Raw genomic sequence first — 24,762 nt, forward strand, 5'->3', positions numbered from 1 at the left:
CTCATCCCCCATTCCTTATAGGTTAAAATTCACGCCGGAATACACTTTCAAAGGCTTCGGCGTAAACCATCCCCGCTTGTGCCCCTCGGTAAGCTGCCAGTCCTTTAATTGCTTCTTTACTTCTAGGGTGAGGATAATCTCTCATCACACCGCGGTATTGTGCGAGAGCCTCTAATTTTTTGTCTACGTTGGCTTCTCCCACTTCAATAAACGTATTGGGTGAAAACTGATTTAATGTTTTATTCATCCCCCACTCTGTTGACGACGGAACCTCCATAAACAGTAGCTCCTTCAAAGATTTCACATCATCTCTTCTTTGAAATAGCCTCACCGCCGCTTGACAAGCAAGCGATGTATGCAAATGATCGTTATTTAAATCTGCCGGGTGATGAGTAAAGATCACTTCCGCTTCCGTGTCAATTATTGCTTGTTCAACAAATTGCACTAATTTCAAATGTGGAGCCATATTAAATTCAATGTTTAAAAAATCACCTTTAATAATTTGCTCAACTCCTAATAAATTCATAGAGTTGTTCACATCTTCATTCAATTCATCAGTGGTGGGTCGGTAATTTCTCGCATTCACTTCCCCTGATAAAATACAGACGTTTACCGAATGACCTTCCTGAGCTAGCTTATACATCGTTGCACCCGCCCCTAACACTTCATCATCCGGGTGAGCAACAACTACTAAATAGTTCATGAAAGTTACCTCGCTTATATCAAATTATTATTTGTTCCGTGAAAAACTAGTTAACCTATCCGCTCTTCTTTTTCTACGTTAAAACAAACTACATTACTTTTTAATTCATGGATAAATTGTTGACACTTGCCTTCTGCTTCCTTGACATCGGTTCCAGTGCAGATGACATGACCACAATGGTCGATGCTCGATTGAAGTTTAGAAATTTCTTGGTTTTCTGAAATTTTTAAAACAAAGTCTGCTGGTTGATATTTTTGGTGGAGTGGAGAGAGATCTCCTATTTGCTTGAGAATACCATTTTCGTCAAAATGGATAAATTGAACGGCTACGGCTTTCGTTTCGGTGATAGATGGGCATTTAGGCTTTTGTCCACTCGCTAATTGCACAGTAAGAGCGACAAGGTCGATGCCTGAATGCAACTTGATGAGTTCAGGTATTTGATGAGCAGCTAGTCTAGCCCCGATCTCAATAATGAAGGGTATGCCGTCAGCAGTCATCATGATATCGAAATGACAAGGACCATTTTGGATGCCTAGGCTAGTAAGCGCCTTTTCGCATTCGCTTTTCACTCTTTTCACCTGATCTTCAGATAGAAGCGATGGAAACGAGTGACCGATTTGAACCATTTGTTTTACTTTGTCATTGTGAAGAAAACAATAAACCATTTCTCCATCCACGCTAAACGACAACGCTCCAAACTCGAACCCTTCGACAAATTCCTCGACTATTACATTCCCACTGGGGCTAAACTGCATCGCATATTGGACAGCTTGGTCTAATTCAGCAATGTTTGTCACTTTACTAATTCCTCGACTTCCTGAACTGTCCGTCGGTTTCACAATATAGTTTTTTGTTTGTATCGCTACTTGTAATTGAGACTTCACCCTTATTAAATCGATTGGATGACTAATTTTATAAAATGGAGGAGTGAACATTTGATGAGCGGCAAACTTTTTTCGCATTTCATATTTGTCTGCCACAACGTGTATAAGCCCTTCTCCTTGCATAGGTAGATTCAACTTTTCATTCACATAACAGCTAGTCGGAACCGCTAAGTCATTGGACATCGTCATCGACCCGACTACCTTGTATTTGCGCGCCACTCGTTCTACTTTCCTAAAATCAGTGACATCGACACACTCGAAATAATCGGCCTTACTCGCTCCAATGCAGCTTGGATCATTAGAAACGACCACCGCATGCATTCCAAAGGCTTGAGCCTTTTTAATTGCCGGTACCTGTCCCACACTTCCGCCTAAAATTAAAAAGTTCTTTTTCATAGAATCTCCCTCTCCCCTTACAAAACTTGAGTTTCAATTCGACAAATATCGAGTAGTGACAGGCACTCTGTGATAAATTCCGCACACTTTTCTTCTGCTTCAACAGCACTCGTTCCAGTAAAGATAACGTGGCCGTATTGATCTTGGCCTGATTTGAGCTTAGTTATTTTTTGCTTTTCTGACAGACGAAGTTCGAAGTCTACTGGTTGGTATTTTCGCACGAGTGAAGATACATCACCGATTTTTTCAATGATCCCATCCTGATCGACAGTGATCATTTCTACTGCTACTGCTTCGTTTTTAGTCACTGGTAGGCACTCGACTTTTTGTCCACTCGCTAATTGGATAGTAAGGGTAGTTAAATCAATGTCTGAATGAAGCATGACCAATTCAGGAAGTTTCGTTGCACCAAGTCTTGCTCCTACTTCAATCACAAAAGGAACTCCGTCAGAATCAATAATGATGTCAATATTACTTGGCCCATTTTCAATTCCCAAACTAGTTAACGCCTTTTCGCATTCCTCTTCAATTCTACTAACTTGCTCCTTAGTGTACACGGAAGGAAAAGAATGACCGATTGGAACCATATTTGACACTTTATCATTATGAACAAAGCAATAAATTATCTTGCCATCGACACTAAACGTTTGGGCACCTATTTCAACTCCATCAATAAATTCCTCTACAATTACACTTTTATTCCGGCTAAAACCTACCGCATATTGAACAGCTTCATCTAATTCTTCACTAGTTGTAATCCTACTAACCCCTCGGCTTCCTGAACTGTCGTTAGGCTTAACAATAAAGCTTTCTGTTTCCAAAGCAGATTTCAGTTTATGCTTAACGAAGATTAAATCGTCAGAATCTCTAATTTGATAAAATTTTGGTGAATTGACTTGATGAGTAGCAAACTTTTCTCGCATAAGATACTTATCTGTTGCAAGCTGAATCAACGCCTTTCCTTGAATTGGAAGATTTAATTTTTCATTCACATAGCAACTAGTCGGTACAGCCACATCATTAGACATAGTCATCGAACCAACCACTTTGTATTGGCGGGCTACTTGTTCTACTCCCTCGAAATCCGTAGTATCCACGCACTCAAAATAATCTGCTATACTTCCCCCAATACAATGTGGATCATTAGAAACAACCACCGCATTCATCCCAAGTGCTTGTGCTTTTTGTATAGCTGGCAATTGTCCTACACCACCGCCTAAAATTAGAAAATTAGCCCTCATAACTTTTCACCACTCTCGATCAATTTTTCGCTGATTAAACTCACCACAGACCTTTTATTTTGACAAACCTCTGTCATTTTCGATATTCTGGAAAAAACCTAGCTTCTTCTCCTTGAACTAGGTTAGTTTTTGCGCTAGCTAGTTGGTCGTAGATTTGTTGATTGTGAATTTTCTTACCGATGTAAAAGTTTGTTTCAGTATTGGAGAATTGTCGTTTGTATTTATACAAAGAATCGCCTTTTTCTTTTCCTCCCCCATGGTCAACAATTCGATAGCCATTTCTTTGCCCCCATAGAACGCATTCATATCGTAAATAACAATTTGGGCATAAATGAAGATGCTCTTTGAAAGAAGCACTTAAATGAATAGTGACAAACCCTTCGCTTTTTAATAGCAAATTAGCAGAGATAACTTGACCCTCATGTAAAGCGAACGCTAAAGTAATATGATCTTTCAACGCTTCGAAATAAGCTTGAAAGAACTCTAGTGAGAAATAATAAAAAGATGAAGCTTGCTTCTTATCCATTGTTTCTGTATAAACATCGTAGAATGTTTGAATTTCTTTCGGGCTAATATCCCTTCCATCGATAAACTGTACCTTTACTTGATGTCGCTTACTCTTGTTAATTTTCCGTCTCTTGCTTGGAGCTACCGCACGCCAAGTTTCTTCCTCCGTCTTGGTGACATCATTATAAACAAACTCACCGGCGCACATCATATTCAAATACCCCTCTAATACTGCTTCCGTTTGTAAATAAGGATGGAGACGAACAAACTCACTAACAATCCCCGCTTCTTTACAATAATGCTCAAAGGCACGTCTAAAATCATGAAGAAAATCATCGTCTTCTTTTAATTGACTAGCAGAACACAAAGGCCCTCCATATCCATAAGGAGTGGTAATATCATAATATATTTGATCATCAACGCGATCTGGAATCTCTCGTTTTAAAAAAGGGTAGATGATAAATCTCTCTTGAGATTGCTCATACACAAATAATTGCGCCACCCCTTCTCCCCTCTCTTCATACATTTGTGCATATTGTGGAAGATAGAATACATCATAAGTTTCACATCTCATGACGAAATCAAGCCATTCTTTCCTTTTGGAGAGGTCAAGGATTTTGTACTTCACATTTTCTTTTATCATAATTTTTCCAACTCCTTTTTTTGTTCGTCATCAATTTAGAACGTGGAACAAAACCTTAAGTATTAATCGCCACTGGCTTCGGAGAAATGACCGTCCGATGATGAGCAATGTCTAATAATAGATGAGCAAGCGTGTGACTATCCATCGCCATAAATGTAGTGAGCAAGTAGCTGACAACCTCCATATCTTGCATGACTGCTTTTCCGATATGAATTTTCGGATGAATTTGTTGTTCGTGCACTTCGTTGTCGTTGAGCAATTCTTCATACAGCTTCTCTCCCGGTCGGATTCCGGTAAACTGAATGCCAATTTCTTCTGTCGTAAAGCCCGATAATTTAATTAAGTTTTTCGCCAGGTCCACAATTTTCACTGGTTCGCCCATATCTAATACAAAAATTTCTCCCCCGTTCGCTAACGTTCCCGCTTGAATGACAAGCCGAGATGCTTCGGGGATCGTCATAAAATAACGCTCCATTTCAGGATGAGTAACTGTCACAGGCCCACCTTTTTCAATCTGCTTCTTAAACAAAGGGATGACACTACCGCGACTGCCAAGAACGTTTCCAAATCGCACCGCTACGAATTTCGTCTTCGCTCGACCGTTCATATTTTGCACAATCATTTCCGCTACTCGTTTCGTCGCGCCCATCACACTCGTTGGATTGACGGCTTTATCCGTTGATACCATCACAAAGCTCTCTACTCCGGATTGAGCAGCGGCTTCTGCAACATTTTTTGTTCCGATAATATTATTTTTGACCGCTTCATGCGGGTTTTCTTCCATTAAAGGAACATGCTTATGAGCCGCTGCGTGATAAATGATGTCCGGTTTATATCGTTCCATCACTTGTAACATGCGTTCTCGATCTTGAATGTCCGCTATAACAGGAATAATATGTATAGCCCCTTTGCATTTTTCCTTCAGCTCCATCTCGATCGTGTAAATGCTATTTTCACCATGCCCGAGTAGGATCAGCTGAGCAGGGTTGAAATGAGCAATTTGGCGACAAATTTCCGAACCAATCGATCCACCTGCTCCTGTGACGAGTACGACTTTTTGGTTAATCGTTTCTGTAATATGCTCCGTCGCTAGCTCTATCGGTTCCCGTGCTAACAAATCCTCCGGACGAACATCTCGCCATTGATGAACAGAAAGTTTTCCGAGAATGAGATCTTCTATTTTTGGGATGATTTGCGTTTTTCTATTTGTTTGCGAGCATGTTTGATAAATAGTATTAATCTCTTTTTTATTAAGAGAGGGAATGGCAATAATAATATGTTCAATGTTATGAGTTCGAACGATTTCTTGAATATCCGCAATGCTCCCCACTACAGGAACCCCCAATATTTCTAGGTGATGCTTTCTTTGATCATCATCTACGAAAGCCGCGGGCAATAATTCAATGTCAACTTCTCTCTGCAATTGACGAACAACCATAACACCAGCAGCACCAGCTCCAACAATTAATGTTCGTTTTTTATTCTTATCTGGTAAGAGAACTAGATCACGCAGCACTCGGATGGAAAATCGTGAACCGCCGATGAATAGCATCAGTGCCATCCAAATCACGACATACAGCCGCGGATTTACTTGTTGTGTCATGATGAAATCAATCGCCATTACGCTAATCACAGATAAAGTAATCGCCTGCAACAAAACCATTAACTCCCTTATGCTAGCAAAGGACCACGCCTTCTTATACAAATGACTTTTCAAGGCAAACACCTGATAACTGCACACCAAACCAGCAATAATCACCAAAGTGGATAAATAATCGAACTCAAGCAAACCGCCAACCACCAACTGCCCGAACACCACCGCCACAAACACCAACAACACATCCATGAACACCAACACCGTCACTCGCCTTTGATAAACCATACGACTTCCCTCCTTTTTTAGGTGCCTGTCACTCCCCGAGTTTTGTCGAACAAAAACTCGGTCGGACACCGTAAAGCTTGTACGCAAATCACTGTTTTCTAGCATCATGAAAACGGATGGTCAGCTATTCCAATATTCGAAGAAGTAAAGGCAATCCTGCGCAACTCGTTCAATATAACAAACATTTTGTTCTCTATAAAGAATATTATAAAGAACACCCCTTCTTTTGTAAATACAATCTTTTCGGGAGGTGCCTGTCACTCCCCGAGTTTTGTCGAAACACAAAAAATCCGCGAGATCACAGGTTCATCTCGCGGATTTTCGTTTGTTTAGTTGTGTTCGTTCATTGGTCAATGTTGCTGTTTACACCAGGCAATTAACTGCTGCTTGAAGATTTCATTGTCTTCTTTTTTCCTTTTTTTCGGCCCCTTCATCCGGCCTCCTGCTTGGCGAATTTTCTTCGCTGTATGTCGGCTATGTAGCAGTTGATCAATATTGTCTGCTGTATAGCTTCGACCATTTTGATCGATCGCCGCTCCTTTTTTGGCGAGCACCATCGCGGCCAATCCGTAGTCCTGTGTTACGACAAGATCCCCTTTTTCTACCCGGTTGACGAGTACAAAGTCCACCGCATCTGCGCCCTTGGATACGGTAATCGTTTCTGCTCCATCGCGTATCATATTATGAGCAGTATCACAAAAAATGATCACTGGAAGATCAAACATCTTCGCCACCTTACACGTTTCATCGACTACGGGACATCCATCCGCATCAATTAATATTTTCATCAACAACACCCTCTTTTTTCCTTTCTAACAGGATTTTTTCCCTAAAAGTTGAAATGCTTCAGCAAAATCATCATACTTTAATAAAAAAACTGCTATAATTCATTATAGTGAAAATGTGAAAAGGAATGATCAAAGTGACTGATTATCGTCAATTTTACGATAAACTACAAACCGTGGTGAATAAAGAGCATATTCGCCTTGATGAATATTTAAAAAATCATACGTACACAAAATTAGGTGGCAAGGCGGACTTGTTCGTGACACCATCGACGTATGAAGACGTACAGCAAGTCGTCAAATTTGCTAATGAGAACGAGATCCCGCTAACGTTGCTTGGCAATGGATCAAACTTAATTGTCAGAGACGGCGGTATTCGCGGTATTGTCCTTAATTTGGAGTTTTTACACAAAATTTATGTTTCAGAGGGTGACATGCTAGTTGCTCAAAGTGGAGCGGCGATTATTGAAGCCTCTAGAGAAGCTTTGAAAGCCAAATTAACTGGACTAGAATTCGCTTGCGGTATCCCTGGCTCAGTTGGTGGCGCATTATTTATGAACGCAGGAGCGTACGGTGGAGAAATTAAAGATGTTCTTGACTATGCGATCGTCGTTAACCGCGAAGGCGAATTATTAAAGCTTGCGGCAGCAGATTTAGATTTATCGTATCGCACGAGCAACATTCCAACGAATCGATACATTGTACTTGAAGCAGGCTTTCAACTGAAGCCCGGGAATTATGATGAGATTAAAGCGGTGATGGACGACTTAACGAACCGACGAGAGACGATGCAGCCGCTTGAATATCCATCTTGCGGAAGCGTCTTTAAACGCCCACCTGGATACTATGCAGGGAAACTAATCCAAGATAGCGGCTTACAAGGAACAAGAATTGGCGGTGCCGAAGTATCAACGAAGCATGCCGGCTTCATCGTCAACATCGACAACGCCACAGCCACTGACTACATTACTTTGATCAAACATGTCCAAAAGACAGTCAAAGAAAAATTCAACGTGGACTTAGAACGAGAAGTAAAGATTATTGGTGAAGAATAAGTGGGACGGAGGGACAGGTCCCTTGTCCCTCTGTCCCAAAGGAAGCCTCGTATGTGAGGGGCTTCTTTTTTTTAATTAGAAAGAGACAATGATTTTTCACAAATCATTTCGCAATATTGACGCTTTTGTTCCTCCAACGTGCCTCGATAACCTTCTAGTAGAGGGGCGATGTTTATATAAGGGGGGAGCTCTTCGCTATTGTCGGCGCTGTAAAATGAATAGCTGCTCCACGGGTAGAGTTCTGGGCAGGTGACCATTTTAGCGGCAACAGGATTTAAGTGAATGTAGCGACTGACGCGGAGCATCTCCTCGTGATCATAAATCACTTCGTCAAAAAATCGCTTTTCAAACACATGACCGCTCAAGCGATAACGACTGTTGAAATAATCGGCAAATCGCTTATTCAATAGGGACATCACTTTAGAGATCGGTTGCTGAGTAGAACGTAGCTGTAAGTGGAAATGATTCGTCATCAAACAGTAGGATGTGAGTTCAAAAGGATGGGTTTCATGGAGCTGGTTGAGGATGTAGAAGAAGGCTTCGAAGTCATCAGGGCAGTAAAACAGTGGGTCCCGGCGATTTCCACGAGAGACAATGTGGTAAAATTTTTCTGGTATCCAGGTTCTTCTTTTTCGTGGCATGTTACGTTCTTTCCTTTAGAGGGGATTGAATAGTGCGAACAGTGGACAGTAAATGAAGAAGCAATGCAAGTCCTCCTTTAATAGAACAAAATGTGAGCCAAAGCGACCCACACTTAACATATTAGACACTTTTTACACCAAACCCTTTTTAACGTGGGGAAAATTATTTCGACAAAAGTCGGGGAGTGACAGGCACCTACCGTATACCGTATGCTACACTTGATCTGTAAAGGAGCGTAGATAGAATGAAAAAGAGAATGACTTTTGCCGTGCCGATTATGATTGTTGTCGGGATTCTAGCCACATGGATGCTAGCGAAAGATTATGCCACGATTGATTTGACAACACGTGTGTTAATCATCGCTAGTGCCGTCGTTTTATCAGGTGGTATCTCCTTCTTCCTATTAGGCAACGAAAACGATAAAATCGATCCGCCGCCGACTAAGAAGAAATAGAATCGACAAAAACCGGGGAGTGACAGGCACCTACCCTCCCCGGTATTATCTTATTTTGTGCTTTTTAGGTTAGTTAGTAGGTTATAGGTGAATAGAAGGATGCCGAGTACGGTTAGTGTGGAGCCGATAGCTACCCAAGTTGTGAGCGCTTCGTTTTTTGTCGTGAGCAAGAAGGCTAAGGCGATCATCATAATAGGAAGACCAATGTTGTGAAGCCAAAAATGGGCTTTAGCTATTTTTCCAAAAGTAAGCGACGGAAATAAATAATAAATGATCCCAGCAAACATGAAGGCTACCCATCCAAGTAAAAGCAAGTGCACATGAACACCTGTTAACTCATAAGAATGCTGAATGGACATATAATAACCAAGCAAAACCCCCAAAGCAAAATACACAACGGAAATCTTGATGAATTTAATAGCCATGTTGATCCCTTCCTTTTTAAAAATAATAAAATGAAACTTCAACCAGTGGAGGATCTTACTGCTCTCTAACGGGGGATAAAGCATCCTCCTCACTTTCAATATATGAACAAAACCAAACCATAGACCAAAACCCTGCGGAACATTTTTTTCGCAGGGTTTCGACAAAAATCGGGGAGTGACAGGCACCTGTCGAAGAATATCACCAAGCACAAATGGGCCGATATCGCATACATTGCAAATAGACAGGATGAAAGGAGTTCAAATATATGGATTACACAGATTACTCTCAGCATTACCCATTCCCGTTAGAAGATGATGAGTACAGACAAAATCCGTTTCAAGGACCACCAGGACAACAGCCAGGATTTCCAGGTGGATTTGGCCCTCCAGGACAGCCGCCTGGTTTCCCATCAGGAGGTGGACAGCAACAAGGAGGACCACCTACTTCTCCACCGCCTTCGTTCATACCTCAGTCGCAACAAGTAACAACATTTGCCGTTGATCCAGGTGCCATCAGGGGCTGTTTATTCCGAAATACTTATGTCTGGCTCCGCAATGGACGCAGCTTCTGGTTCTATCCAACTTTTGTTGGCCGAACATCGGTAGCTGGCTGGCGTTGGAGAAACTGGCGCTGGATGTATTACGGCACGGATTTAAATAGAATTCGTTCTTTCCGATGCTTCTAATTTAATTAAGCAGAGAGCCTCTATGGGCTACTCTGCTTTTTCTAGGTAAAAGTGAAACTTCAATCAGCGGGAGCTTCATCCCTCACTAATCAAAAAAGGAACAAAGGCTAAAATCGCAACGTCCTGTTGCAACGCCTTTGTAACCTACATCTTGCACGCCCGAACCGATCGGGCGTTTACGGGCTATTGATCTCCCACCTAGCTTTCTCTGCCCTGTTGAAGTGGAGGTCTTACAGGCTATTCACTAACGCCGGCCTATACCGTGTTCCCATTGGCATCTTTCCAAATAGTTCCATTCCACCAAACTGGTTTATTTAGTGTCGTATCAAAATATTGTTTTCCAACCACTAATGATTCACTTGGTCTATTCGCAGTTGATCCTTTTTGAGATAAAGAATCCATTTCCTTTATCCTTACTCTTCTAAGCGCCACATAGTCGTTTATGTGAGCAGCACCGTTTAAGATGATATAAGGACAAACATATCTGATAAACTTGGCATGACGAAGTTTAAAAGTATCAATGACTAAATTATTTGTTTCAAGCTTAGAATTAGAGGTTGTAATGATGTTAAAGTATTCTGGTGGCAAAAAGGCACCTGTACCTGTATCATTTGTCAATGCACATACTGTCCCACTAGAAATCGTTTTATTGATGGGAGAATTTAAATAAACTCTTTTATTTGCCACATCAATACTAGCTATAGAGCTAGCGCTTAAATAATTATTTGAATACTCGACTCCAACTGCATAGCCGTTAGACAATACTGTATCGTAAAACACTAACGTATTGCCCCCAGCAACACTCCACCCTGTTAAATCATCAAAATATAATATCGTGTCCGATTCATTAACATCCCTTGATAATTCTGAATAATCAGAAACTTTAGAGTCTGGTAATGTCTTATTCCAAATAGGGTTGCTGTCATAATCTTTCATATATAGTCCGATCAATAGAGAAGAAGTATTAACTTTATTCCAATAGTAATCGACTTGCATTTTAATAAGACCTGGTACAAAAATAACATTATTTCCAAGAAAAGAATTTTTATTTTTATCTAATTTAATGCCATCACCGAATATTTTATCATACATCGTGTCATTCGTATTATAGGTGCCTTTAGTATCGAACTCACCACCCGTAAAAAGCGATGTAGACGATTTAATGTCCTCTAAGTTCTTATTCCCTCCAAAAGAATCAATGAACGTATTCGATGATAGATTATATAGATTTTCAATGTATTGATGGCCCAATTGCGACTTATTTATATAATCAGCTCCTGGGTAATTACCACTAATGAAACCATCAAATATATTTGCATTGTTCGCTATATAAATATCAGTTAATAAATTAGGTTCAAAATAGCATCCCGAAATTTGAATACCTATCATTAACCTTTCTGGACTATCTCCACCCAAGTAGACGCCAGATCCACTGTTTCCTTCACAACATGTACCAGCACCAATAAATATAGCCGTACCACTAATTTTGATTCCATGTCCATAAGTAGTGGTCGTTTGACCTAACTGATACAATAACTGACCCATTTCATTTCTACCATTATTTTGTGCTCTACACCCTATAAAGGAAATATTATTTTTTTGATAGGCATAATAATGTTCAATTAAAACACCGTTATCTTTATTCATTTCAAACCTGCAATTAACGAGTCGACTAATATAAAAATCGTGGTTGACACCCGAAAATAAGCCATTGCCACCGTGACCTATAAAATCACAATTGCTCATAAATACATTAGCTGCCATTCTAACTTCAATCCCATGGCCTGACATCTCATTTTCTCTCGTCGTTCCAAATACTCTTAAATTGAAAAGTTTCGTTCCTTCTATCAATTTAGATCGATTTTTTCCTAAAATAATGGCGGGCAACCCTATACCAATGTTCGTAATGGTCGCAAAATTCGATGTGCCAACCATCGAAAAATGATATTTATCGATCATAAGAGGCCTATCGATAATAAATGACCCTTGTATTTTGATGCTATTATTTAATTGAATGGCTTTCTGTATTCCGTACCAGTCTATGCTATTATCTAAATTAGCATCAGGATCTAATTCTTTCACCTCAGCCAAAGTAATCGACGGATTGACATCTTTAATTTTTCTAAAAACACCATCACCAATAGCTCCATATTCTTTGACATTGACCGATTGATCCGTTATTTGTGATAAAATAGCATCTTTTTCCTCTTCGACTTCTTGTCTCGTGACAAATTCACTTAAATCCATATCAATAATGACATGACCATCTTCATCTGGTGAAATGCTATTAAATGCCATAATAGATTCTGCACTATTCACTTGCCGATTTGTCTTGTTATCAACCTCGCTCATCATCGACACAACTTCGTCTATACCGTTTGCTTTTTCACATGCGTCACCGTTCGCTTCTGTTACTACATTTTCTACTTCTCTAACTTCAATAAAAAGCTCCTGTAAGATCGAATGATCGTGTCGTTCAGTATCGCATGGTTCGCCAAAGTAAACGTTTAACCTCTTGCTAAATAATACGTTCTCCATTTTTAAAAAATGTAGTGTGAGCCCTGCGTATCCAATGACTTTCTGCTCCTCATCACCAATGTCATAAGTGATTTCGTTACCTTCCGCTTGTAATGAACGTTGTGTTATCACTCCGTCGGCACGCCTTATACTGACAATAACCTTATCAATATTCGATAGATCTGCATCAACACCGTTGTCTTTTACAATAAACTTTAACTTGTTGGCATGATATTGCGTATAATGTGGCAACGGTACCATTGTATTTTTTCTAAAGTCGATGATGATCGTCTGCATATCGGTTGTTTCCAATTACCTCACCTCAATTAAATATACTAAGACTGCGATACTCGTTCTTCCCACTTTAGCGTATAATATCGCTAATTATGGTTGTACCATCATATTCTTACCTGTCCTCTATTGTGACGTTTTTAAGCGGAAATTAATAAACAAATTTGTCATCCCTCTCTTTCAATGCACTTTTCTAAAAACCAAAAAAGCTTTGTAGAGATGTCACTCTACAAAGCTTTTTTCAAACATAATTTATTTCGCTACATCCACAATACGGCCTTCGATTTGCGGATCGACTGTTTTTAAGCTTGCCACATGGTCTCTTAAATTCTCCCAATCTGACAATCCAAGATCGGTTACACGCCCTTCTTCATAAGCCACCTTGAACATATCATAGCCGTCTCCACCTTTAGCTGTGAAGGCATTCGTTGCTACTGTGTACGTCTCTGTATCTTTAATCTCTTCGTAAGTGTCGTCCGCTTTTTTATAAGAAATCGACACAACCCGCTCGCCTGCTGGTTTAGAAGAATCATATTCTACTTTTGCACCAGATACGTGTAAGAAACCGCCATTTTCTTTTGGTAAAGTGCTCACACTCGTTTCAAACGCTGCCTTCAACTCAGCCCCGGTCACGTCCATCGTTGCTAACGTGTTACCGAATGGAAGGACAGTAATAACTTCGCCCACTGTAATTGGTCCTTGATCAACCGGTACGCGAATACCGCCACCGTTTTGCAGTGCCATCACAACGTTTGAATTATACTCTTTCGCTTTTTTAAGCATACCATCTGTAATTAAGTTTCCAAGTTCTGTTTCGTTTTTACGAACACTTGGTTTCGTATCATCACCTGAAGTACGTGGGTTATCAAGTAGCTTTTCCGCCGTTGCTCCCGTAGGTGTGTTTTTGATTTCATTTATTTTCTCTGTGTATGGTGCTAATAATGCCTTTGCTTCTGCATCTTCCGCTTGCTCTTTAATTTCAATTAATTGACCAGCGTGGCCAATTAATTTTCCGGCTTTGTCAAATTCAACATCTAATGTACCTAAAACTTTATTGTATTGATCCGCATGAACAATGACTGTTGGATCTTTCACTTTGCCCGATTCGTCTTTATTCACAACAGTTGGCTCACTTAATTTCGTATGACTATGTCCACCGACAATCACATCGATGCCATCTACTTTAGCAGCTAATGTTAAATCATTATCAACGGCTTCATTGTCATCATAGCCGATATGAGAAACAGCAACGATTTTATCCACACCTTGACCTTCAAATGCTTTTACCGCTTTTTCCGCTTCTACAAGGTAGTCCTCAAATGTCACTTTGTCTGGACTTGAGATATCTTTCGTGTCTTCCGTCGTCAAACCGAAGAAGCCAACTTTTTCTCCGTCTACTTCTTTAATAATCCCATTATAGATTTTTCCTTTTTCAGGCTCACTTGAAATGACATCACTGAATAGTCCTTTGAATTTGTCATCTCCGGAGAAATCCACATTAGAGCTGACAAACGGGAACTTAGCCCCTTGAATAAAGTCTGCTAATGCTTGATGACCTTCTGGACTAGAACCAAGATCGAATTCATGATTCCCGAACGTCATCACGTCATAGCCCATAAGATTCATAAACTTCAAATCTGCTTGACCTTTAAATTCATTGAAATATAGCGTGCCTGAGAACACATCTCCTGCATCTACTAATAACGCATTCGGCTTTTCCGCGCGCACTTCTTTAATGGCTGTCATTTTTTTCGCAGCATTGTCAAGATTAGCGTGCGTGTCGTTCGTATGCATTAAAGACAAAGTAAAATGGTTCTCTAGCTTTGAAAGTTTATGTAAGAAAATCGCGTATTCACCGCGTTTAATATCGTCATTAGTTCCATAAGAAGTTGTTGTCTTACCTGACGTGATCTCATGTTTGACAAGGGCTCCGACAGCCTCTTTATAATCCTTTGAAACGTCTGTAAAAGGAATGTTTGTTTGATCTCCTTTCAGTTCATACGCTTTTGTTAACATAAGAGCTGCCTCTCCGCGGGTAATCGGCTGGTTAGAAGCAAAGGTTGTGGCTGTTTTCCCTTCTACAATTCCAGCCTTTTTCAGCGCATTAACATAGGCTCTTGCACGTTTTGGTACATCAACAAACCCGGAATCTTCAACATCTTTAGTATCAAGCTTTAACGCTTTCGCTAGCATAACTGCAGCATCTACACGCTTAATGGAAAGAGCTGTCCCAAATTCAGTCTCCGTCATTCCAGCTGTGATTTTATTACTAATAAGGTAATCTACGGCCTCTTTATAATCCTTTGAAACGTCTGAAAATGAAGCTGCCGAAGCAGGTGTAACAGCTGTTGCCACAAGCGTAGCTGTGGCAGCCGTTGCGATAAATTTACGATGCGAGTTTGATAGATAAGCCATACACTCAATTCCCCCAATTTTAATAAATGTAAGTTTGATCGTGTACTTCCTTGATAAAAATATACAATTATATAGAAAACTACCCAATCAAAACCATAACACAAACAACGCATAGGTATTGTAAAAAAATTGTATTAATTCTGTAAATTATTATGAAGCTTGTCACGTTAAAATACTTAACAACATATGTCGACAAAAACCGGGGAGTGACAGGCACCTCATTTCAAAAAACAAACTCTGCAGCGAAACATCGCTGCAGAGCTTATCTTTACCCTATTCCTTTAACGATGCATCTGTCGAGTTAATTTCAACAATGTAGTCATCTACATTCGTTTTAATTGAAAATTTATAGTAGCCTTTGCTTGTTCCTTCATGTTTGATCGCCTTAACATACTCGCGTTTATCTTCCCAAGTCCATGGATCTTCAATCACTGATTTCAAATAGTGTTCTGCTTGTTTCACTGTTAATTTGAATGGAGCTTCTTTAATAGAATACTCTTCCCAGTCTTTAATTTTCCATTTTCCTTTGACATTTACTAACGTCCAAACAGCTGTATACGCATCGTTCATTTCAGCTGGGTAACGCACTTTCACTTTAATTTGCTTATTACTACGTTCCATAATTTCGTATGGCAGTCCAGTATCATAAACCTCATCATACATGACCCAATCGCATTCTGTGCATGACTCATTATAGTATTCTTTCATAAAACCATCCACAAGCGCTGTTTCAGCATAAGGAAGCAATTCTCCTCGCACTTTAGAGAATGATGGTCTCTTAGTCGAAACATTCTTATAATATTCAACAACCATATTCGCTTTATTCTGTAATTCTCTAACTAAATTAAAAATTTCCTCATCATTGTACTGACTCACCGGCTTTTTTTGATGAGCACGGTACAAGAATAAAGCCATTTGCTGGCGTGTCAATTTATGATGGGGTGAGAAAGTAGTAGCCGTCGTACCGTTTGTTACTTCACTACGAACTAACGCATCAATATAAGGTACTGCCCAATTTCCTTTAACTACATCCTTAAATGGAATGACTGCATTGGCATTCGTTTTATATTTGAAGCTTAACGAAATCATCTTCGCCATTTGCGCTCGTGTTAAAATCTCATTAGGTTTGATCGTGCCATCTTTAAACCCAGTAATGATACCTCGCTCCGCTAAAGCAGCGATAGAGTCATAGTTCACATTTTCCTTCGTTACATCACGAAATCCTGGATGGTTACTTTCTCGCTCTAACCCAAGTATTGCAGTGATCATGTCCGCTGCCTCTGCACGTGTCACTAATTTATTAGGTGCGACCTTTAGTGAATCATCATCTTCTGATACAAGCACTCCTTTTGCCGTTAAACTCCAAACCGACTCGTAGAAGCGATAGCTCGACTTCATGTCTTTAATTGGCTCAGCTGCTGCTTGCACGTGGTTCATGGGTACAGCTGTACAAATCAGCAAAACTGATAGTATAAAGATAATTGCTTTTTTCAACCTTATCCCTCCAAAGAATTTTTTATCAAAGCAGTAAAAACATAACAAGTAAATTATACCCATTAAAAATGTAACATTCCACCTCTTTTTTCAAAATAACGGAAAAAAACTAAATATACCATACAACCAACCTGCTAATTACCATATAAAAGCCCCTATCCTCTACAATTCCTACACACTAACCTGATCAAAATAAAAAAAGTCTTGTAGAGATTTCTCGACAAAACTTTTTAAAGATGTATATCTAACTTCTAATCTCTTTTACCAATACCACTTCACCATTCGACAAAAACCGGGGAGTGACAGGCACCTACCAGATCATAGCTGCCCATTCGGGATGGTCAATGAATGGATTGCGATTTCCTTGCCACTCTTGGATGACGTTGTTTCTGTTTTTCTCAAAATCGTCAACTGGATCTTGTTTATGCCATTCTAATAGAACGGACTTTTTTCCATGGTATGGGTTCTTTCCGTTATTTAGTCTCTCATTCAATTCAAGGTCGACACGATCTCCGCTTTCATAACGAACCGCCATGTAAAAGATCATTCTAGCGACATCACCTTTCACACGATCAGGTGGCTCCCATGAATTAGATGAGCGGTAACAGCCGTTACAATCACTTACGGAACTTCCGCCATTATCAAAATCTAAATTGCCTCTCGTGCTATTGATACGAACATCTGTCGGACGTAAATGGTGGATATCTGTGCCCGGCCCTTTGCTTGTCCCGAAATCGCCATGTGATTTCGCCCAAACGTGCTCACGGTTCCAATCGCCCATATCTCCACCATTTAAACTCTTTGAACGAGATTTCCCAGAGTAAAGTAAAATTACGTTATTTGGATTATTGGGATCTTCGTCTGTCTCACGTAATGCTTGCCAAACATCACTATAAGAAAGCTGCGTATGATCATCAATGATTTCATGTAGAGCAGCTTTCAAATCGCTTCCTGTCTTTCCATAAGCATCTTTATAATAATCATCACTTGGTACTTCCTCTGCTTTGACAGTGACACCAAAGCTTGCTGTTATGCTAGCCTTTCCATCTGTAGCAGTGACAGCGACTATATGGCTTCCCTCTTCAAGCATAAGCGTCAGTGTTCCTGTCTGCTGATCAACTGTTCCTTTCGTCGATGTGAATGTTAACCGATCATTGTCAGGATCAGAGAAATAATCGGATAACGGCAAGGAGATCATATCTCCCACTTTTACTGTTTGGTTTATAAAATCTTTTTTCAAAATAGGAGCTTTATTTTCTTCTGGAAAAGAAGGAGAGCCAATTGGCTCTCCTTGGGAATCAGTAAACTTAATAGATTCAGGTGTTGCGCCTTTTTCGTATTTAATATTTTTAATGTTTTCAGCGCCTCTAATTTCCTTCACATTATTTTTTTCAATAATCACTTCTCTCACTTCAGCACCTTTGAAATCAATGATTGCACCTGGTGCTGTCGGTTGAATTGTTACTTTCGTCTTACTTAAACCCGCACCTTGAAGTTCGGCATAAGCACCTTTTAACCAAATTCCATCTTTAATAACGGATGATTCATCTACATTAATAGCAACGCTCGGTGAGTTGATTTTTAATTTCTTTGTTTTAAAGTTAGTTAAATTATATTCTTTTTCAGGCTTGATTGGTTCTGGAGTCACACCACCACCCGTCAAACTAACCTGAACCAACACTGGATCATGATCGCTTGCACGTCCTGCCATATCAGTGAAGTCAGCATTGATGTGAAGAATATCCACTTCTGTTGCTTTTTCAAGATTTTTCGATACTAAAATATGGTCTAATACTTGAGAGTTCCCTTGGTATACATATGTGTAACGATCAGGTGTTTCTACCTTATTGATCATGTTCGTCATATGCTCACCTTCGTGAATCTTTAACGCATCAGAGAATTGGAAGTCGTTAAAGTCACCGAGAGAAACAATATTGGCGTCTGGATTTTCTGTTTTGACATCTTTGATAAAGTTAGCTACGATTGTGGCAATTTGCTTACGTTGCACTTCACTTTTGTAAACAGGTGGCTGTTGTGAACCAAATAATGGTGTATCTCCACCTTTAGAATTCCAATGGTTCGCAATCACAATAACATTGTCCCCTTGGAAATCAAATTGCGCGGCTAACGGCTTACGACTGCTATTAAATGCACTGTTGTTCGGATCAATACGACCTGGATTATGCGTTAATTGACCATTTTCATACCCTACAGCTGTCGTTGCATCCCCTTGAGGCATACCGTCTGTTAATGACACACGATCAGGATTGTATAAGAAACCAACTCGAATATTGGCTCCTGGTTGACCACCATCTTGATTATACTCTGGATCAACGTTGACGTACTCATACGTTGGTCCTCCGGCATTTGCAATCGTAGCAATCAATCGTTGATAACTTTGATCTGCTTTTGAATCGCCAGCATCTGGACCGTTATTATCTTGCACCTCTGTCACACCAACAATATCAGGGCTTTGCATATCTGTAGCAATCGCTCTTGCTAACTTTTGTGCTTTATCATCTGAAGTCGTTTTGTAATTGTTTGAGAAGTTTTCTAAGTTATAAGAAGCGATTGTTAACTTCTTATCATTCTTCACAATCGTTGTTTGTTCTGGTGCCGCCTTACCTTTTACATGAGCAGCTTCCATCTCATCTAACCCAACGTAAATTTTGTAGTTTTGGAATGAATAGCCTACGACACCTTCGATCGGCCCTGTAAATTTATCACCAGTCGCCACTTCAAAATCACGAGCTGAACTGTTCGGCTCTAAACGGAATTGGATACGATCTGCGTTTTGGTTATCTTTTTCTAATAATACGCCGCCATGCAAAGAGTTTGTTTGTCTGTTTTCAAGAACAGTAATTAAATCCCCATGTTCTTGTGGAGCAACAGCTTTCACATTATCGACTTCTACACGCATACCTTCAATACTTTCCCAGAAATCAATCGCATCTACTTCTGGATTAAATTCACCTAATTCGTCACTATCAATATGTTGAGCCGGTAAATTAGTTTCATCGATTACAATCGGCTTTGGTAATTCTACGCCAGATTGAAGTACTTCAACTTTGCCACCTCGATCATCACGAACACTGATTTGTGTTGTCTTCATATCTGTTTCTTGTTTGTCACTGAAACCATCGATCGCATATTCACTAACTTCACCAGTCACAGATACTAAATCTCCTACTTCGATCGGCCAAGGATTTTTTCCGCTATAGAGAACGATTCCTTCTGATGTTTTTGGATCATTATCAGCCAGTTCATCTGGTGTTTGAATGTGATAATAATTGTTGCTGCCTAATTTAAATGAATACGTCACTACACCCTGAATATTTTCTACCATTTGACGATCAAATGATGTTTCGTGGCTAGCTCCTTGAATATCATGGATTTGTAAGCCATCTGTGATTTTATAATCAAACGTTCTGACTTCAGAAGATCCCTTCGCTGTAATGGCTACTGCTTTAATTGTTGTATCTTCTGTAATTTCGATTGCCGTTGTATATTTAGTGCTTTCTTTTGTCGGTTCTGTACCGTCTAATGTGTAATAAATTTCAGCACCGGCAGTGTTTGCAGATAATGTAACTGTTGTGCCACCTACAAATGTGCCGCTACCTGGGTTCGCAAACGCAGGTTGGATCACAGAGCTATCAGCTACGATATCTTGCTGTGAACGTGGGATGATTTGATAATCTGCATTATACTGTTGAATAATCCCTGTAATGGAGTCATATTTCATCCCTTCCGTTAACTCTAGTTCGCCTGTTTCATCACGAACAATAAATTCCGTTGTGCCATCTGTAACTGTATAGTTTGCCCAAGAACCACCATCGTTTACGCTTTTAATTTCCACATTTTTCACTGCAACCAATTCAGATTCATTGTCTTCATTTACATCAGCGCCCGTCACTTCTTTCGGAGTGAGTGCACCAGCATTAACGTTTTTCTCAACGATCGTCGCTGAATCTAATTGCAGAAGTCCTTTAAATTCAGCAATTGTTCCTGATAATGTCACTTCATCGCCAACCGCTACATCTAAGCTTGTCGGACGAACCGCCATACCGCCTGTTTCATCTTCCACTGCAATTGTGTTTTTCAGTTTAGCTGTGACCGTTGCTTTAACAACTACTTCCTCACCAACCGATTTTGCACGTGCATTGGCAATTGACAATACTTGAGTAGGGTCAGCTGCTGTCACTTGTTCCGTTGCATTACTAGTCGCTGTAGATTCATTATCTCCGTTAATAATGACCTTGATAAATTTTCCTTCTTGAGCAGCTGTTAATGCTAATGTTGCCTTTGTAGCACCTTCGATATTTGTATAAGTACCATCTATCGTATCAGCTGCTTGCCATTGGTACGTGACATTTGTTGCTCCATCATTGGCTGCTGCTGTTAACGTTTCACCAACTTTTGCTGTGCCGGTAATAGTTGCGGATGTAACGTCAACTGGCTCTGTTGGGTCTGGCGTTGTTGAGCCGTCCATTTGATGTTGACCTAGTTGAGTAAAGGTATCTTTATTAAATTTATTCCATTCCGCAGCTACATCAAATGTATCCTCAATATTCGTATCTCCAGATGTAATGGAGCTTTTACGAACGAGTGTAGCATCAGATACAAAACTATTCTTTAATCCGTTAGCTTGTCCGATAGAGTCTACAACAGCTCCATCCTTTCTTAAAACAATTGGATCATCTCCATTAAAGTTAATGACTGAAGAATTTTCTAGATCACCATGATCCTTTATTTCTTTCGCTGCATCGTTATGATGGATCACATACACATCATTATTTTCTAATGTTCCCTCTAATTCCACTTTATTCGTTGCCGTAGTCGCTCCATTTGAGTGTAATTCAAGTGTATAGGTACTTAAATCAATCGTTTTGCCTGTCCCATTATATAATTCAATGGCTTTATTATAACTTCCCCCCTCAATATACTCAGATATAATCAAGTCAGTGGCTGCTGTTGAGGCTTTTGTAGTTGCTGGAAAAATAGGTACTAGTAAACTCGCAGCTAAAGTGGCAGACAAAATACTATTAATCGATTTTTTCCATTTATTCTTGCTCATTGAGTTTCGTCTCCTTTGTTATTAGATACACCCTTGTAACAGATGTCTTTAAGAATGAGTTACCCCTTCCCATGCCCTATAGTGAACTGGGCATGAGAAGATCAGCCTAACATTTTTCTACAACAGGCATTAAAAAATGGTCTCTCCAGCTACTTCAATATTAGACAAATCTAATGATTTGAAGTCCTCCTCGAGAATTAAATCGCCTTCAACTTTAATATTGTTCAAAGCCAGGTCAGGGTTTTTCGATCCATTAATTGTTAAGTTCCCTTGCACCACAGCGTGTGACAAAGAATCAATATTTGTCACGTCAACAGTTACAGAGCTACTATAAACTTTTGGATTTGCACTCGTTCCAGAAAAAGAATTCCCATTAACATTACCGCCAGGAAGTATAGGGTTCGACCCACCACCAGTAGATCCACCTGTATCTGGATTTGTTTGGTTCACTACATCCACAATACGGCCTTCAATTTGTGGATTGACTGTTCCTAAGCTCTTCACATGATCTCTTAAGTTTTCCCAATCGGATAAGCCAAGATCCGTTACACGACCTTCTTCATATGCTTTCTTGAAGACGTCGTAACCATCTCCACCTTTAGCAGTGAAGGCATTGGTCGCTACAGTATATTTCTCTGCCTCTTTAATTTCTGTGTAAGAACCATTTGCTTGTTTATAAGAGATGGATACGACGCGCTCACCTGCTAGTTTAGAAGAATCATATTTTACCTTTGCTCCTGATACGTGTAAGAAACCACCGTTTTCCTTTGGTAAAGCTTTTATGCTTGTTTCAAATGCTTCTTTTAACTCAGCACCTGTGACTTCCATCGTCGCTAACGTGTTTCCAAATGGTAGGACATTAATGACTTCACCAACAGTAATTGGTCCTTGATCAATCGGCACACGAATACCGCCGCCGTTTTGAAGCGCCATGACTACTTTAGGGTTGTACTCTTTTGCTTTTTTCAGCATGCCATCTGTGATTAAGTTTCCAAGCTCTGTTTCATTTTTACGAACACTTGGCTTCGTATCATCACCGGAAGTACGGGGGTTGTCTAGAACTTTTGCCGCTGTTGCTCCTGTCGGTGTGTTTTTGACTGTATCGATTTGTTTAGCATATGAATCTAAAATACCCTTCGCTTCTGCATCTTCCACTTGCTCTTTAATCTCAATTAACTGACCCGCTTGGCCAATTACTTTTCCATTTTTGTCGAATGTAACATCTAATGTTCCTAAAAACTTATTGTATTGATCCGCATGAACAATGATGGTAGGATCTTTCGCTTTTCCATTTTCATCTTTATTCACGACAGTCGGTTCGCTTAATTTCGTATGACTATGCCCACCAACAACGACATCGATGCCGTCTACTTTGGCAGCTAATGTTAAATCATTATCAACCGCTTCGTTATCGTCATATCCGATGTGAGAAACAGCGACGATTTTGTTCACTCCCATGCCTTCAAATGCTTTCACCGCTTTTTCTGCTTCTTGAATGTAGTTTTCAAAGACTACTTTATTCGGGCTAGATATCTCCTTCGTATCTTCCGTTGTCAGACCGAAAAATCCTACCTTTTGACCAGCCACTTCCTTAACCATTCCGTTATAGATTTTTCCTTCTTCCGGTTTACTAGACACCGTATCACTGAACAACCCTTTGAATTTGTCGTCCTTAGAAAAATCGATATTCGAACTCACAAACGAGAACTTAGCCCCTTTAATAAAGTCTACTAAGGCTTGATGGCCTTCTGGACTAGAACCAAGGTCAAATTCATGGTTTCCAAACGTCATCACATCGTAACCCATAAGATTCATTAATTTGAGATCCGCTTGCCCTTTAAATTCATTGAAATATAGAGTGCCAGAAAATACATCCCCTGCATCCACCAATAACGCATTCGGCTTTTGCGCGCGCACTTCTTTAATCGCGGTCATTTTCTTCGGCGCATTGTCAAGATTGGCATGCGTGTCGTTCGTATGCATTAAAGACAAGGTAAAATCTTTATTCACTCGCGAAAGCTTATGTAAGAAAATCGCATATTCACCGCGTTTGATATTATCATTGGTTCCATAAGAAGTTGGTGTCTTACCTGACGTGACCCCATGTTTTACAAGCGCCCCAACAGCCTCCTTATAACGAGCACTTACGTCTTTAAAAGGAATATTCGTATTATCCCCTTGCAGCTCATAGGCTTTTGCTAACATGAGAGCTGCTTCACCGCGGGTAATGGGCTGGTTAGAAGCAAAGGTTGTCGCTGTTTTCCCATCTACAATGCCAGCTTTCTTCAACGCATTGACATAGGCTTTTGCACGTTTAGGCACATCTGTAAAACCCGAATTCTCCACATTTTTAATGTCGAGCTTTAATGCTTTCGCTAACATTACCGCAGCATCAACACGCTTAATAGAATGAGCTGTCCCAAATGTTGTGTCCGTCATGCCATCCGTGATCTTATTACTAACTAGATAATCTACAGCCTCTTTATAATCCTTTGAAACGTCTGAAAATGAAGCTGCCGAAGCAGGTGTAACAGCTGTCGCCACAAGCGTTGCTGTTGCAGCAGACGCGATAAACTTACGATGCGATTTTGATAAGTACCCCATACACTCAATTCCTCCAACAATGATATTCTGTTATTTTTTATATTAAAATACTGAAAATACAACA

16 protein-coding genes are annotated in these 24,762 nt (G+C 40.0%); 3 read left to right on the forward strand and 13 right to left on the reverse strand.

Features of this window, described 5'->3' with window-relative positions; all coding sequences use genetic code 11:
- Positions 1-22 precede the first annotated feature (22 nt).
- The 6 genes from ACSVDJ_RS17155 to ACSVDJ_RS17180 all read right to left on the reverse strand — a co-directional run bounded on the left by ACSVDJ_RS17155 (position 23) and on the right by ACSVDJ_RS17180 (position 7,047).
- Positions 23-703, reverse strand: a complete 681-nt coding sequence (locus ACSVDJ_RS17155; protein WP_439167506.1) for a PIG-L deacetylase family protein — start codon at positions 701-703, stop codon at positions 23-25.
- A gap of 50 nt (positions 704-753) precedes the next feature.
- A complete protein-coding gene (locus tag ACSVDJ_RS17160; protein ID WP_439167508.1) occupies positions 754-1,983 on the reverse strand; it encodes an ATP-grasp domain-containing protein in 1,230 nt (409 codons plus the stop codon).
- A gap of 17 nt (positions 1,984-2,000) precedes the next feature.
- Positions 2,001-3,224 carry an ATP-grasp domain-containing protein gene (locus ACSVDJ_RS17165; RefSeq protein WP_439167510.1) on the reverse strand — a complete coding sequence of 408 codons (1,224 nt, stop codon included), beginning with the start codon at positions 3,222-3,224 and terminating at the stop codon, positions 2,001-2,003.
- A gap of 73 nt (positions 3,225-3,297) precedes the next feature.
- Entirely contained in the window at positions 3,298-4,374 is a 1,077-nt protein-coding gene (locus ACSVDJ_RS17170; RefSeq protein WP_439167512.1) for a lipid II:glycine glycyltransferase FemX, read from the reverse strand.
- A gap of 55 nt (positions 4,375-4,429) precedes the next feature.
- Entirely contained in the window at positions 4,430-6,256 is a 1,827-nt protein-coding gene (locus tag ACSVDJ_RS17175) for a polysaccharide biosynthesis protein (RefSeq protein WP_439167513.1), read from the reverse strand.
- Between the two features lie 350 nt (positions 6,257-6,606).
- The gene (locus tag ACSVDJ_RS17180; protein WP_439167515.1) at positions 6,607-7,047 is read right to left on the reverse strand and encodes a YaiI/YqxD family protein; all 441 of its coding nucleotides are present in this window, start codon (positions 7,045-7,047) and stop codon (positions 6,607-6,609) included.
- Between the two features lie 122 nt (positions 7,048-7,169).
- Between ACSVDJ_RS17180 and murB the strand changes: the two genes are divergently transcribed.
- Positions 7,170-8,096 (forward strand): UDP-N-acetylmuramate dehydrogenase, encoded by a 927-nt coding sequence (gene murB, locus ACSVDJ_RS17185; protein WP_439167517.1) that lies wholly within the window; start codon positions 7,170-7,172, stop codon positions 8,094-8,096.
- Between the two features lie 71 nt (positions 8,097-8,167).
- Here murB and ACSVDJ_RS17190 read toward each other — a convergent pair whose 3' ends face one another.
- The gene (locus ACSVDJ_RS17190) at positions 8,168-8,737 is read right to left on the reverse strand and encodes an REP-associated tyrosine transposase (protein ID WP_439167518.1); all 570 of its coding nucleotides are present in this window, start codon (positions 8,735-8,737) and stop codon (positions 8,168-8,170) included.
- 245 nt (positions 8,738-8,982) lie between these two features.
- On the opposite strand from ACSVDJ_RS17190, the gene ACSVDJ_RS17195 reads away from it, so the two are divergent.
- The gene (locus ACSVDJ_RS17195; protein ID WP_439167520.1) at positions 8,983-9,192 is read left to right on the forward strand and encodes a hypothetical protein; all 210 of its coding nucleotides are present in this window, start codon (positions 8,983-8,985) and stop codon (positions 9,190-9,192) included.
- Positions 9,193-9,242: 50 nt separating this feature from the next.
- Here the strand turns inward: ACSVDJ_RS17195 and ACSVDJ_RS17200 are convergent, their stop codons facing one another.
- Positions 9,243-9,617, reverse strand: coding sequence for a cbb3-type cytochrome c oxidase subunit I (locus ACSVDJ_RS17200; protein WP_439167521.1), 375 nt, complete (start codon positions 9,615-9,617; stop codon positions 9,243-9,245).
- 266 nt (positions 9,618-9,883) lie between these two features.
- Between ACSVDJ_RS17200 and ACSVDJ_RS17205 the strand changes: the two genes are divergently transcribed.
- Positions 9,884-10,303 (forward strand): hypothetical protein, encoded by a 420-nt coding sequence (locus ACSVDJ_RS17205; RefSeq protein ID WP_439167523.1) that lies wholly within the window; start codon positions 9,884-9,886, stop codon positions 10,301-10,303.
- Between the two features lie 255 nt (positions 10,304-10,558).
- Here ACSVDJ_RS17205 and ACSVDJ_RS17210 read toward each other — a convergent pair whose 3' ends face one another.
- The 5 genes from ACSVDJ_RS17210 to ACSVDJ_RS17230 form a co-directional block, all read right to left on the reverse strand.
- Positions 10,559-13,117: a right-handed parallel beta-helix repeat-containing protein gene (locus ACSVDJ_RS17210; protein WP_518619507.1), complete on the reverse strand. Its 2,559-nt coding sequence runs from the start codon at positions 13,115-13,117 to the stop codon at positions 10,559-10,561.
- A 246-nt stretch (positions 13,118-13,363) separates the two neighbouring features.
- Entirely contained in the window at positions 13,364-15,526 is a 2,163-nt protein-coding gene (locus ACSVDJ_RS17215; protein WP_439167527.1) for a 5'-nucleotidase C-terminal domain-containing protein, read from the reverse strand.
- Between the two features lie 273 nt (positions 15,527-15,799).
- Complete coding sequence (locus ACSVDJ_RS17220; RefSeq protein ID WP_439167528.1) at positions 15,800-17,020, reverse strand: S-layer homology domain-containing protein; 1,221 nt, start codon at positions 17,018-17,020, stop codon at positions 15,800-15,802.
- Between the two features lie 310 nt (positions 17,021-17,330).
- Positions 17,331-22,094: an endonuclease gene (locus ACSVDJ_RS17225; protein ID WP_439167530.1), complete on the reverse strand. Its 4,764-nt coding sequence runs from the start codon at positions 22,092-22,094 to the stop codon at positions 17,331-17,333.
- Positions 22,095-22,223: 129 nt separating this feature from the next.
- On the reverse strand, positions 22,224-24,698 hold the full coding sequence (locus ACSVDJ_RS17230; protein ID WP_439167531.1) for a 5'-nucleotidase C-terminal domain-containing protein: 2,475 nt from the start codon (positions 24,696-24,698) through the stop codon (positions 22,224-22,226).
- Positions 24,699-24,762: the final 64 nt, after the last annotated feature.

The sequence above is a fragment of the Bacillus sp. Hm123 genome (assembly GCF_051842975.2).
Classification (GTDB): Bacteria; Bacillota; Bacilli; order Bacillales; family Domibacillaceae; genus Bacillus_CE.